A 12,281-nucleotide genomic window follows, 5' to 3' on the forward strand; every position below is an offset into this window, starting at 1 on the left:
TATTGCTCTGGCACCTTGTTTTTATTTGCGGTTAGCTGAACGTGTGTTGTTAGCCAAGCAGTGCGCCACCATCAACATCAATCACGGCGCCAGTCATGTAGCTGTTTTCAATCAGAAGTAAGTAAGCTTTTGCAACGTCACTGGCTTCGCCTACTTTGCCAACAGGTAAGCTATTTTGCGTACGTTTGAACATGGCATTTCTGTCGTCTTCGTTCATGCCTTGATATGCCTCGGTTTTGGTTAAACCTGGACTGACCGCATTCACTCTGATCGGAGCCAATTCTTTCGCCAGTACCTTTGTGGTCGCTTCAATGGCCGCATTGATGGCAGTTTTGACGTAGGTGTTAGCAACAACTTTGCGCGATAACATGCCGGAAGTTAGCGTGATTGAGCCGCCTTTCTTGATGTAGCGTGCTCCATGTTTCGCTGCGTTGATGGCGCCCCAAAATTTGGTATCGAACGCGTATTTTGCTTGGGAAACTTCTACATCCACCACTTTGCCTGCCGGAGCATAAGAACCTGCTGTGACGATCAGGTGGTCAAAAGCACCAATGGTTTCGAAGTAGTGGTAAACCGACTGTTCATCGCTGATGTCTAACCCTGTCTTGCGGCTTGCTACGTGGACAACCGCATTGTCGCTTGCAAGTTGTTGGCTAAGTTCAGCACCAATACCTGATGTGCCACCGAGTACGACGTAGACAGTTTTTTCTGTTTTCATGATTTGTTTCTCCAATCTTGTTTCGTTGGAGCCAGTATATTGATTGGAAGAAATTTGATAATTGGGTAATATTTGAATTGATTATTCAGCTCAGTCGAATAATGAGGTTTTGGAGGGAATGTGGACAAGTTTTCGGATATGACGCTGTTTGTCAGCATAGTGAAGAACCATGGGCTGGCGGCAGCTGGCAGAGAGCTCGGCTTATCGCCAGCAACAGTAACGGCAAGATTGCAGTCGCTGGAAGACCGTTATGGGGTGAAATTACTTAATCGCAGTACAAGGCATATTTCACTGACGGACTCTGGTGCTATGTACCATCAGGCATGCTTGGAAATCATCGACAGCGTTAAAGAGACGGAGAACTTACTCCAAACTGGCACCAAAGAAGTGCGCGGCACACTTAAAATCTCGGCTCCTCGCGATATTGGTAAGCAATACATTTCGCCAATACTGTCGGAATTTAGTCAGCTCTATCCCGACGTGATCCCTTATCTGTATTTGAACGATAACTTATCCAACTTAGCTGAGTCCGGTTTGGACATCGTTATCCGATATGGGGAGCTAGCCGACAGCAACCTTATCTCTCGTAAACTGGCGTCCAGTCGCCGAGTGCTTTGCGCTTCTCCTCAGTATTTGGCAAAGAAAGGCACGCCGATCACGCCACAAGATTTAGCACAGCACGATTGTTTAGCCATGGTTCGCAGCAATGAAGAGCTGAAAACATGGCACTTTCAAGATGAAGAGCAGCACAATGTTGTTACTGTCGTACCGAAGCGGTTTTCTGATGATGGCGAAGTGATTCGTCAATGGGCATTAGATGGGGCGGGGATTGCGTTGAAATCGATTCTCGATGTACAAGAGGACATCAAACAGCAACGTTTAGTGACGGTGTTAAATGGCTATATGAAGAACTTCAACGCATCGACCTCTTCTGCAGGCGCAGATTTGAACGTGATTTATCTGAGCCGCCAGTATCAACCCAAGCGACTTCGTTTGTTTTTAGACTTCTTGATTGAGCGTTTTCATAGCTAGTTTCCGGAATAAACAAGACTTAGAGAACAATCTGCAATTGAGGCCATGTGATTAGCCAGTTTTTGGATTCTACCCGAGATTGAAACATCACTAATGTTCGCTTGGGATTGTAAGTAATCCGAGCTTCAAACAAAGATTCAAACCCGAACGCAGAAATGCAGTCTATCTGGTTCTTTTCGTTCAATCTGGCCGCAACCGCCGTCTCTTTTTCTGGCCAGTAACTCATTGCATCTAAGGTGCTTTGGTAAGATATATCACCATTCCTTAGGTGCATGTTTGCTTGATTGCGCACTTGCCAGTTGAACTCTGGCATCAAGGCGTTTAGCTGCGTTTCGTATTTGAGGTAGGCTTGTTCGTCCAACTCATCCGGATCGAAATAAACAACATCAAGATCGTTTAATGGTGTTGGATTTTGCTTTTGGTGAAGGTGATCCCAAACTAGGTTTCGTACAAAGCCCGCAGCAATGTAGCAATCTGGTAAAGCCAGTGAGCGAACACACTCCAATGCTTGAATGCGAAGTGGATCTTCAGCCAATAACTGAGCAAGTTTATCTTCAAGCATCGGCATTACTTCGCTGGTGGCAGCTCAATGCCCAATTCATCGCGTTTTCGCTTACTCAAGCCAAGTGCAACTAATCGATAAGATTCTGATAAATAGTACTTTAGCTCTTCGTCTAGGCGTCCGGAGGTTTCCGTTTGTTGAATCCACTTCATACCACGGTTTGCGAAATAAGGGGCAGGAATATAACCCTCATAATCACTTAAAAAATCGAAGTTTAAAGGAGAAGTCTTAAACGTAAAGGCAGGCTGCTTGTCTTTACTCCAGCCACCAATAGCAAACACCTTTCCACCGACTTTCCAAACGTGTGCATCCCCCCATTGAACTACATGGGAAGTGGCAGCGAATGAGCCGCAGAATTGATTAAATTCATCGTATGTCATTGGGTTACCTCAATAGTGATTAGCTTAAATTTTGCGCTAACTTAGTGATGTGTGCAATCAAAGCCAAGTGAGATTCCGAGGTTTCCCCTCTATGGCGATAGATGCCGACAGTACCCGGCTTGGGTTGTGAGTCCACGTTTAAGATTTTCAACCCTAACGATTGTAAGTAGTCGCTCAGGTGGCTGGTATAAAACATCACAGCTATGCCACTTTTTAGTACATCAATACTCGCAAGTAACGAATCGACTTCGTAAGTTGGGCGGTTATCAAGTTGCTGACGTTCCCTTTCGTTTTGCTTGGGAATAGGGTTGTCTAAAACATGGTTAAACTTTTTTGCATCATAGGTGACGGATAGGGCGGGGTATTCATGGAGCATTTGTTTCGTCACCAATTTACCTAAAAGTGGATGGTTGGGAGAGACAAAGTAGGCGTCAACAGTTTGAAATAAAGGAATAAAAGTAACATCACACTTTGACGACAACCCTACAATCTCATGACCAATGAAGAATTCAATTTGCTCATTAATCAAAGAATCCATTAAGCCTAAATGATTGCCAAATTCGACGTGTGTAGATGCGGATGGTTGATGAGACAAATGTTCATCTAAGGCTTGCTTTACGAACAAAGGCCACCAAGCGTCCCCGGTTCCTATTTTTATTTTGCCGACTTGATACTGCTTCCTTTCTTCAATGCCTTGCATCATTTGATTGTATTCGTGCTGCATCGCATCGCTATGACGATAGAGAATACGACCAAACTCGGTCAGAACCATGCCGCTTTGGTGGCGTTCAAAGAGTGTGACGCCAAGAGACTCTTCCAGCTTTTTTAAATTACTCGTCATTGTCGGTTGGCTTAGTCCCGCCATCCTTGCGGCGGCACTTATGCTTTGACAACGAGCAATCAGTAAAAATTGCTGTAGAGATTTGTCCATTGTTATTCCCCTTTTTGAAGCAAGGTTTCTTGGGGGTATTGTGCACAATTTCTTTTATAAATCACAAATCTGCTATCTGACATAATTGAATTTATTAGTGTTTCATAGATCTAAATCACTATTGGTGAGCAACATATAGATATTGTCTATAAAGCTTGCGATGTTACCTATTTTTCTCTGAAGAGCGTCTTCCTTAGACTGTCGCCAAAATAACAATCTAAGGGATGAACATGAAACCAAGTTTTATCGCGCTTGCTGTTGCTGCAACGATTGGGTTAGTTGGATGTGGTTCAGATTCTGATACCACAGAGGTAGTCGATAAACCGATTATTTCGGAAGACCTTTACTTACGCGGATTGAATGGCGATTGGGGGACTGCAGAACACGCGAAGCTGAAGTATTTAGGGAACAATGAATATGAAACGGTGTTGCGTGTAGCGCGAGGCAGTAACCAATTCAAGATTGCCGATCCTGGCTGGCAAATCCAATACACTCATTTTGAACAGCCTGCGATGTTTGATGAAGCTCAGGACTACTTACCAAAACCAGAAACGAATGAAGCGTGTATGAATGACGACTGTAATTCGGAAATCACGTTTGAAGACAAAGGTTACTATAAGTTCTCTGTGAGTTTTGCGGATGAAAGCAGCGCGACGATGACCGTAACAAAAGCCACGCAGGAAGAGGCAGAGAAGTATTACTCAGATGCTATTTTGGCTCCTGAAATGGTGCATGAGGGGCATCAAAATAAAGAACTAAAACTGTTCCGAAACTACGATGACAGTAATGAAACAGTGACATTTTCAGTCAAGGATCCTAAAGCAGATCTGCGTGAATTTGGCATCTCAACCACGACGGAACTGCGAGACGCTCTGGATCAAGGCATGGTGATTACGGAGAAAGAAGGGCCTCGCGTCGTATCTGGCGATCTCGCGTTTGATGCACTGTTCGCTTTGACGATGAAAGAGCTCGATCAACTTGCGGTGTCTGAGATCAAAGACGGCAATTACAACTACAACAAACCAATAAAGGCAGAAGTGTTTGAGACAGGTGCCAAGTGGCATTACGTTTGGACTCGTGATTTGGCATATGCGGCCGACCTTTCCCTTGCGTTGATGAATCCTACGCGCGTTGAAAACGGTTTGGAATTCAAGTTATCAGCCTTCCGAGACTCAACAGATCAACAATACGATGGTGAGCAAATCGTCCAAGATACAGGCACTGGTGGCAGCTGGCCGATCAGTACCGATCGAACAACATGGGCGTTAGGGGCAGAACGTTTACTGTCGGCACTGGATGGCGAAGCTTACAACCAATTTGCAGAGCGTGCTTACAACGCAGTTAGCAACACGCTAGAAGCCGACCGTTTAGCGGCGTTTGATCAAGATTCAGGTCTTTACACGGGCGAACAGTCGTTCTTGGACTGGCGTGAACAGACATATTCTACTTGGACGCCAGATGATGTTAATGCGATTGGTAGCAGCAAGGCGCTATCAACAAACGTGGTTCACTATCGAGCAATGCGCTTAGCAGCGAAGTTGGCAGAGCAGTTTGACTCTAAAAACGCGGTGAAATACGCAGATTGGGCTGAGCAATTAAAAACGGCAATCAATACTAAGTTTTGGAATGAAGAGCGTGGTATGTACGTGAGTTACTTGTTCGATAACGGGCAAGATATTGCTGTCGACAAATATGACATGCTAGGTGAAGCGCTTGCAATTATAAGTGGCATTGCAAGCGATGCTCAGGCGAAGCAAATCATGGAAAACTATCCTCATAGTGAGTTTGGTGTGCCAGTTTACTTCCCTCAACAACCTGATGTTCCTGTGTATCATAACCGTGCTATTTGGCCATTTGTCACCGCATATAGCTTGCGCGCTGCACATCATACGCAAAACGTAGAAGCGGCGAACAATGCGATTCAATCTTTAGTTCGTGGTACGGCAACCAACTTATCGAATATGGAAAATTTAGAGTGGTTGTCTGGCAAGTCTTTCATCATTCATAGCGATCATGGTGCAGATGCTTCTCTAGATGGCCCTGTGATCAACTCGCAGCGCCAGCTATGGTCGGTAGGTGGTTACCTCAATATGGTGGTCGAAACTATCTTTGGTATTCACACTGAAACAGGGCAATTGGAAGTTAAACCGTTCATTACAGGATGGGTTCGCAATCAACTTTTTGCTCAATCAGATCAGATTACATTGGAGAACTTTAGCTTCAAGGGTAAAAGCTACTCTGTGACGGTTCACCTGCCAGAAGTACAAGATGAGTCAAACGGCTACTATCCAGTGGAAGAGGTGACGGTTGATGATAATGGTCACTACCAAGTCACCTTGGGTAGTCTTGTTGCTGACGACAGCAGTATAAAAGTGGTTGATGGAGTTAAACCTTACGCAACGGAAAGTGAAAAAGTCTTTTCTCCAAAAGAGCCTGAGCTCGATGTCGCTCGCACCAACAATAATGTGACGATTGGTGTAACTAGTGACTACAACATTAACTTGTACCGCAATGGTCAACTGATCCAAAGTAATGTTAACGGAAAAGAGTACAGCGATACCTTAAGCGGTTTTGCGTGTTATTTGGCTGAGAGTATTAATGAACAAGGCTTCCGTTCTAACCCAAGTGAACCGGTTTGTGTTGGCGAAGATATTCGCGTCAAACTCGAGGGTGATTACCAACCGCTAAAAGACGATGTATCGGTAGTCACTGTCAGCAAAGATAGTGGTGATGTAAATGGTCTGAGTGCTTTCACCGTCCTTACCAACGGGCGATACCAGTTGGCGGCGTGGTATAACAATAACCTAGGCCAACTAAATACCGGTATTACTAACGCAGTGAAAGAGCTCGAAGTTCTCGACGAATCTGGTCAGTCAGTTGGTAAAGGTTACATTCAAATGGGCCATATTGGTGAGAACAAAGGTATGCGTTACTCAACACCGATTGAAGTTTCCTTGGAACAAGGCAAATCATACCGACTGGTTCTCAAAGACCATTTCAATATGAGTTATTTGAAATCTAATGAAACCTACATTTACTCAGGTGGTGTAGATGGCGAGATGAACGAAGCGCAGATTGCTGATATTCGCATCACACCGCTTCAATAACGTGAATTGAAGTTCTAAGAAAAAGCCGCTGAGATGATCAGCGGCTTTGTTGTTTTAACTCGGTATCTAATTACTTAGCAGTTTGCGGGCGTGGCTTGCGACGTTGTCCTGATGGCTTGTTGCCTGACGGCTTACCGTTTGATGGCTTTGCGCCTGCTGGTTTGCCGCTGCTAGGCTTGCGGTTACCTGATGGTTTGCCACCGTTACCGTTTTTATTTGCGCCTGGTTTGTTCGCACCAGACTGGTTGTTATTCGGCTTGTTACCACTTGTCTTGCCGTTTGAGCGAGCTTGACCGTCACGGTTGCCTTTTGGCTTGCCAGCGCCGCCTTTGCCTGATTTGTTTTCGCCTTTACCGTTTTTGTTGTCGCTGTTGAAACGACGCTTTGGTTTGTTGTTACCGCCGCTGTTTTTCTTCTCAGTAGTTTGACCGTTTTCACCTTCTGCTTTTGGCTTCTTAGGCTTTTTCGGTTTCTTTGGCTTGATAGGGCGAGTATCAAGCTTTGACTCTGGCAATACGTTAGTTGGTGCGTAGCCTTCCAGTTCTTTACGAGGCAGCAGTTGTTGAATCAAACGTTCAATAGCAAACAGCTCTGATGCTTCAAGTGCGCACACTAGAGAAATCGCTTTACCCACTTCACCAGCACGACCAGTACGACCGATACGGTGAACGTAGTCTTCTGCCACTTTAGGTAGCTCGAAGTTAACCACTTGAGGAAGCTGAGGAATGTCGATACCACGTGCAGCGATGTCGGTTGCGACTAACACACGAACTTCACCAGATTTAAAGTCAGCCAGAGCTTTAGTACGTGCGCCTTGGCTCTTGTTACCGTGAATTGCTGCAGCTGTAATCTTTTGGTCGATTAAGAACTTGGCTAAGCGGTTTGCGCCATGCTTGGTTTTGGTAAATACCAATACTTGTTTCCAATCACCGTCTTTGATCAGTTTGACCAGCATTGGCGCTTTCTTCTTCACGTCAGCTGGGTAGATGCATTGTTCTACAGTGCGTGCTGTTGAGTTTGCTGGGTTTACTGAAATCTCTACAGGATTGTTTACCAAACCTTTTGCAAGGTCGCGGATTTCATCAGAGAAAGTCGCAGAGAACAGAAGGTTCTGACGTTGCTTAGGCAGTAAATCAAGAATCTTGCGAATGTCGCGAATGAAGCCCATGTCTAGCATGCGGTCTGCTTCGTCTAGAACCAGCATTTCTAGTTGGTCAAACTTCACTGCGTTTTGGTTGTATAGGTCCAATAGACGACCTGGTGTTGCAACCAATACGTCCGCACCTTTACGTAGGCGAAGCATTTGCGGGTTGATCTTCACACCACCAAACACCACTGCACTCGTTAGAGGTAGGTGGCGGCTGTACATGAACACGTTTTCTTGCACCTGAGCCGCAAGCTCACGAGTTGGCGTTAGCACCAATGCGCGGACTTGGTTGCTGCGTACACGTGGACCGTTCGACAGACGTTCAAGAATCGGAAGCGTAAAGCCTGCCGTTTTACCTGTACCAGTCTGCGCTGCTGCCATCACGTCTTTCCCTTCCAAAACAGCTGGAATTGCTTGTGCCTGAATTGGCGAAGGGGTGTCGTAGCCTTTTTCCTGAATAGCTTTAAGGATTGGAGCAGATAGACCTAACGAGGTAAAACCCATATGTATGATTCTCAATTGTCGAGTTAGATAACAAGGCGTCGAATTTATGTACGACGCGAAAAGTGCGACATTCTGAGGCTTTTAAGCGTTAGCTTCAACTATTTCCGTCATGGATAATTTTTTGAAGCAGATCTCATTTCTCACGATAGCGTTAAAATGCAGTCTTTACCTCAAGTTTACTTGAGGTTTTAGAGTGTTTAACAAGCAAAAGGAAAACTAAAACGATAACCCAAATTAACAAGGAACAACGTTATGAAAAGCTATGTTGAACACGCCAATATCTCCGTCGTAAATGCGCGCAAAACCATTGAATTTTTAACGACTGCTATTCCAGAGTGGACAATCCGTGGCAGCGGTAAGCTTGATGACTGGTTTGGACGTCCTATCGAATGGTTTCATGTCGGAGATGAGCATTCTTACATTGCGATCTCTGATGGTGGAGATGGCGATGCTGGGCATTGGACGACCCATTTTACTGGTATGAAGCACCTCGGGATTGTCGTTCCAGATGTTGATGCGCTCGTTGCTCGATTAAAAGAAGTGGGTTATGAGCTTGACCACTGGGGCGCGGAACACCCATTTCGTAAAAACGTCTATTACTTGGAAGATCATGGGATGCAGTTTGAGTTTGTCGAGTATCTGTCAGACAAAGACAGCGAACGAAATGATTACACTCAGTAATGTTTATTGAATCAAAGATGGAGCAAGGCATAGAGCGTATACCTTGCTCTTAAGAGTGAGGCTAATTCTTGGCGTGATCCAAAAAGGCTTGAGTTAGCAGTTGGAACAGCGCGTCAGTATCTGGCCTTTCTTCTATGTGATTGAATAGGGGAGTGTGCACGTCGCCGCGAATATCATCGCTATGTCCGCAAAGGCGATTACATAACTGCACAGGTTCAACGATCTTTTCTACGTCCGCATCAATAAGAATGCAGGCCTGAGAGAGCACCACTTGCCCGCCGCCTTTCTTCAGTAAGACTCGTTGTGCGGTTCCCACCACTTTTTGTCCATTGATGTTTAGGTTGTAGTCCCCGTCACAATAGGAGTTTGGTGTAGCGTGCACATCAACCTTTACACCAAGTTGTTCAAAGAAAACCTCTAGGATAGAACATAAGTCGAGATACGCTTTTTTGATGTCGTATGGCTGACCTTCTGGCCAATGATAGATGTGAGATAGATTAATAATTCCAGGAACTTGGGGGACGGGTGCGCCGCCAGTTTTTCTAGAGAATAGTTTCCAGTTAGTCTCTTCAAGACCTTGTTCAAGCTCGTCTGAAATAGGCCACTTCTTTCCCGCAGGAAGGACGAGCGTTGGGCTTTTCACTTGCCACAACAATAAGACTTGAGAGAGTTGATCCGTCTGCACGAGTTTGATCAGCTCATCTTCTTTACTGAAAACATCTGCGACTTCAGTGGATTGATAGCGGATCAGTTTATTTTTGGAAGCCAAGTTCAGTTCCTCTTTTCATCTACCCTTCTGTTTTACTCCAATTTCGTCACAAAATCCAATCACAGCTCTGTTTTTGTTTGAAAGTAAATATTCATTAAAAACATTAAGTTAAAACCTTCAGGCTCAAATATCGAATCAGGTTTACAATTTGCTTTCAATGCAAATGTTGCATACGCAATGATTGTTGTGTAATCTTTGCTTTGTACCGCTACTCATATCAAATCAAAAAAGAGAATATCGCTATGAAAAAGTCACTCAGCCTAGCTCATCGACTCAGCTCTATCAGTGCATACCTACTCATCATGAGCTTTTTTATTAGCACCGTGTTGGTTGAATTATTTGGTGATCACCAAGCTATCTTGCTAGTCAAAACCTATATTTCTTATGCGATTTGGGCAGTAGTACCTTTAATGGCGGCAGCTGGTATTACGGGGTCAAAGATGGCTCCGAATGTAAAGAAAGGCCCATTAGCGGCAAAGAAAAAGCGTATGCCTTTCGTTGCGTTGAACGGCATCTTGATTCTTGTTCCATCAGCCATTTACCTTCATCACTTAGCGGAACTTGGACGCTTTGATAGCACTTTTTATGTGGTTCAAATCGTGGAGTTACTTGCTGGCTTCGTCAATTTGACTTTGATGACGTTGAATATTCGAGATGCAAGAGCATTAAAACGACCAACAAAAGCACCTAAACAGGCTGTTATGTAAAGCATAAAAATAATTTGTTGGTCATCGTCTGGGTGATAAATAGAATCCGCAGACTATTTAATTCTAAGGCGATGAAATTATGAAGAAGTTAATGACTGCTGCAGCATTAGCAACGTTGTTAACTGGCTGCGTGACCTTCCCAACGCAAGAGTCCGAGCAAGTGAAAGTGATTTGGGATGATGTAAACGCAATCGCAAACTGCCAGCACCTAGGCACAGTAATGGGCTCAGAAGGCCACTTTTATGATTACTGGCTTCATGCAGACAAAGACATGGTTTGGGGCACACTAAACCAAATGCGCATTAAAGCAGCAGAGCTAGGGGCAGATACACTTTACTTGTATCAACCACTTGGCTTCTCAAGCTCCGTGACCATGTTCGCTAACGCGTATCAGTGTCAGAACTAAAAGAAAAAAGCAGACGTTAATGTCTGCTTTTTTCGTTTTAGTATTTGCCTTCAAGGCATAGCAAGGAACGACAAGGGAGACGCCGTGGATGCTAGTTATTTTTGCCCTGCGACTTAATTCAGCTCAGCTGTTTAGTTCAGTCCAGCAGTCGCCATGGCAACCGAATCGGTAAAGGACAAAGAGAAAGCGTCATCCGTGTTCAGAACTTTTGCTGGGAACTCTAGGCTTAGCTTAGCCTCTGGTGCGACTTCTGATTCGATACTGGTAATGAACTGACGAGTTTCTCCAGGTGAGATGGTCAAATCTTTGCCCGCTTGTGGGCCAAGCTCAGCGATACCAATCGTCGTTAGGCCATTACCTTCCTGATCGACCAAGCTCAACAAAGATTCTGATTTGTATATCAGTTCGCCCTTGTCGGTTTGATAAGCTTTGAAGGTATTAAAGTTCGGTTGTAACTCACCGTCAGAGGCCAAGTTAGTCACTGAGAAGGTAACGTTAGAGCCATCAAACTTCTCGACTCGAACAAGTACGTTCGCATCTTGGTATCGAGCGGCCGCCGCTGCAGCTGCCATTTCTCTTTGTCGTTCTTTCTCGCGTTCAACTTCTGCAACACGCGCTTTTTCTTCTTCAATTCGAGCTTCTGCCATCGCATAAGACTTATCAACCATCGCGAGTAGCGCAGGGATAGAATAAGCAGACAACCCTTCTAAGTGGTCGAAGTCGATCTTCGCGTTAGTGGTGAGCTTGTTAGTTGAGAACTGGCAGTGTCCGTCGATTAGGCTGACAAACGCCACTTCAAACGTACCTTGGAGTTTGCTGACTTCAATGCCCGCTTTCTCAATGTTGTCACGAACTTGTTTGATCTCTTCTAATGATTTTTTCGGCAATAAACCGTTGGGCGAAACGTCGTTTGACACTGATACTAATTCTTCGGTCACAAACGGATTGTTTTTTACCGGAACAACCGTCGTGACGAGGTTAGATTGGGTGATGTCTTCACCCAGCAAGACAGTCATTTTCTGCGACGCAGCAGTTTTGTTGCCGGCTAATACGTCGCTACAGTTTGGTGAATTGCTCGCTTGCGCGGTTTGAATCGCAGCGAGAGAAAGCATGGCGGACACGCCAGTGACGACGAGTCCTTTCGATGGTCGATTGTTCATCCTGATAAACCCCTCTGTAATATGATGCGCTAAGCCGACGTGTATAAGTCCAATCGCGGATTGATATAGCGACATTCAGAATGGTTGTAATTGCGTCCTCGCCACGTTCATCTTCACAAGACTGCATTGCTGATGGTTTCAGCTCGACTTTCGATAGTGATAAGCCGTCACGATCAA

General features: G+C 45.0%; 12 protein-coding genes. 5 read left to right on the forward strand and 7 right to left on the reverse strand.

What is annotated here, in order from left to right:
• Positions 1-49: 49 nt before the first annotated feature.
• Positions 50-718 (reverse strand): SDR family oxidoreductase, encoded by a 669-nt coding sequence (locus KJB05_RS20460; RefSeq protein WP_038895613.1) that lies wholly within the window; start codon positions 716-718, stop codon positions 50-52.
• A 120-nt stretch (positions 719-838) separates the two neighbouring features.
• Here KJB05_RS20460 and KJB05_RS20465 point away from each other — a divergent pair, with 120 nt between their 5' ends.
• Entirely contained in the window at positions 839-1,750 is a 912-nt protein-coding gene (locus KJB05_RS20465) for a LysR family transcriptional regulator (protein WP_208445785.1), read from the forward strand.
• A gap of 19 nt (positions 1,751-1,769) precedes the next feature.
• On the opposite strand, the gene KJB05_RS20470 is transcribed toward KJB05_RS20465, so the two are convergent.
• From KJB05_RS20470 to KJB05_RS20480, 3 genes are read right to left on the reverse strand one after another with little or no spacing between them, the layout of a single operon-like run.
• Positions 1,770-2,312 carry a nucleotidyltransferase family protein gene (locus KJB05_RS20470; RefSeq protein WP_208445784.1) on the reverse strand — a complete coding sequence of 181 codons (543 nt, stop codon included), beginning with the start codon at positions 2,310-2,312 and terminating at the stop codon, positions 1,770-1,772.
• 5 nt (positions 2,313-2,317) lie between these two features.
• Positions 2,318-2,692, reverse strand: a complete 375-nt coding sequence (locus tag KJB05_RS20475; RefSeq protein WP_039977147.1) for an MmcQ/YjbR family DNA-binding protein — start codon at positions 2,690-2,692, stop codon at positions 2,318-2,320.
• A gap of 19 nt (positions 2,693-2,711) precedes the next feature.
• On the reverse strand, positions 2,712-3,623 hold the full coding sequence (locus tag KJB05_RS20480) for a LysR family transcriptional regulator (RefSeq protein ID WP_208445783.1): 912 nt from the start codon (positions 3,621-3,623) through the stop codon (positions 2,712-2,714).
• A 230-nt stretch (positions 3,624-3,853) separates the two neighbouring features.
• Here KJB05_RS20480 and KJB05_RS20485 point away from each other — a divergent pair, with 230 nt between their 5' ends.
• Entirely contained in the window at positions 3,854-6,730 is a 2,877-nt protein-coding gene (locus KJB05_RS20485) for an amylo-alpha-1,6-glucosidase (RefSeq protein ID WP_208445782.1), read from the forward strand.
• A gap of 70 nt (positions 6,731-6,800) precedes the next feature.
• On the opposite strand, the gene KJB05_RS20490 is transcribed toward KJB05_RS20485, so the two are convergent.
• The gene (locus tag KJB05_RS20490) at positions 6,801-8,381 is read right to left on the reverse strand and encodes a DEAD/DEAH box helicase (RefSeq protein ID WP_208445781.1); all 1,581 of its coding nucleotides are present in this window, start codon (positions 8,379-8,381) and stop codon (positions 6,801-6,803) included.
• 252 nt (positions 8,382-8,633) lie between these two features.
• On the opposite strand from KJB05_RS20490, the gene KJB05_RS20495 reads away from it, so the two are divergent.
• The gene (locus tag KJB05_RS20495; protein WP_038895605.1) at positions 8,634-9,062 is read left to right on the forward strand and encodes a VOC family protein; all 429 of its coding nucleotides are present in this window, start codon (positions 8,634-8,636) and stop codon (positions 9,060-9,062) included.
• A 61-nt stretch (positions 9,063-9,123) separates the two neighbouring features.
• Here KJB05_RS20495 and KJB05_RS20500 read toward each other — a convergent pair whose 3' ends face one another.
• Positions 9,124-9,831, reverse strand: a complete 708-nt coding sequence (locus KJB05_RS20500) for a lipoate--protein ligase (RefSeq protein WP_208445780.1) — start codon at positions 9,829-9,831, stop codon at positions 9,124-9,126.
• Between the two features lie 242 nt (positions 9,832-10,073).
• Between KJB05_RS20500 and KJB05_RS20505 the strand changes: the two genes are divergently transcribed.
• Together KJB05_RS20505 and KJB05_RS20510 are read left to right on the forward strand one after the other, a co-directional pair.
• Positions 10,074-10,538 (forward strand): hypothetical protein, encoded by a 465-nt coding sequence (locus KJB05_RS20505; protein ID WP_208445779.1) that lies wholly within the window; start codon positions 10,074-10,076, stop codon positions 10,536-10,538.
• Positions 10,539-10,617: 79 nt separating this feature from the next.
• Positions 10,618-10,944, forward strand: a complete 327-nt coding sequence (locus tag KJB05_RS20510) for a DUF4156 domain-containing protein (protein ID WP_009706294.1) — start codon at positions 10,618-10,620, stop codon at positions 10,942-10,944.
• 131 nt (positions 10,945-11,075) lie between these two features.
• Here KJB05_RS20510 and KJB05_RS20515 read toward each other — a convergent pair whose 3' ends face one another.
• The gene (locus KJB05_RS20515; protein WP_208445778.1) at positions 11,076-12,104 is read right to left on the reverse strand and encodes a hypothetical protein; all 1,029 of its coding nucleotides are present in this window, start codon (positions 12,102-12,104) and stop codon (positions 11,076-11,078) included.
• Positions 12,105-12,281 lie beyond the last annotated feature (177 nt).

The organism is Vibrio sp. B1ASS3, from assembly GCF_905175355.1.
In the GTDB taxonomy this organism is placed as follows: domain Bacteria; phylum Pseudomonadota; class Gammaproteobacteria; order Enterobacterales; family Vibrionaceae; genus Vibrio; species Vibrio owensii.

What these genes read in the sequence shown, in the direction of transcription:
- KJB05_RS20515 (WP_208445778.1), bottom strand. Translation starts at nt 12,104, where the DNA reads ATGAACAATCGACCATCGAAAGGACTCGTCGTCACTGGCGTGTCCGCC.
- KJB05_RS20490 (WP_208445781.1), bottom strand. Translation starts at nt 8,381, where the DNA reads ATGGGTTTTACCTCGTTAGGTCTATCTGCTCCAATCCTTAAAGCTATT.
- KJB05_RS20475 (WP_039977147.1), bottom strand. Translation starts at nt 2,692, where the DNA reads ATGACATACGATGAATTTAATCAATTCTGCGGCTCATTCGCTGCCACT.
- KJB05_RS20510 (WP_009706294.1), top strand. Translation starts at nt 10,618, where the DNA reads ATGAAGAAGTTAATGACTGCTGCAGCATTAGCAACGTTGTTAACTGGC.
- KJB05_RS20485 (WP_208445782.1), top strand. Translation starts at nt 3,854, where the DNA reads ATGAAACCAAGTTTTATCGCGCTTGCTGTTGCTGCAACGATTGGGTTA.
- KJB05_RS20480 (WP_208445783.1), bottom strand. Translation starts at nt 3,623, where the DNA reads ATGGACAAATCTCTACAGCAATTTTTACTGATTGCTCGTTGTCAAAGC.
- KJB05_RS20460 (WP_038895613.1), bottom strand. Translation starts at nt 718, where the DNA reads ATGAAAACAGAAAAAACTGTCTACGTCGTACTCGGTGGCACATCAGGT.
- KJB05_RS20495 (WP_038895605.1), top strand. Translation starts at nt 8,634, where the DNA reads ATGAAAAGCTATGTTGAACACGCCAATATCTCCGTCGTAAATGCGCGC.
- KJB05_RS20470 (WP_208445784.1), bottom strand. Translation starts at nt 2,312, where the DNA reads ATGCTTGAAGATAAACTTGCTCAGTTATTGGCTGAAGATCCACTTCGC.
- KJB05_RS20505 (WP_208445779.1), top strand. Translation starts at nt 10,074, where the DNA reads ATGAAAAAGTCACTCAGCCTAGCTCATCGACTCAGCTCTATCAGTGCA.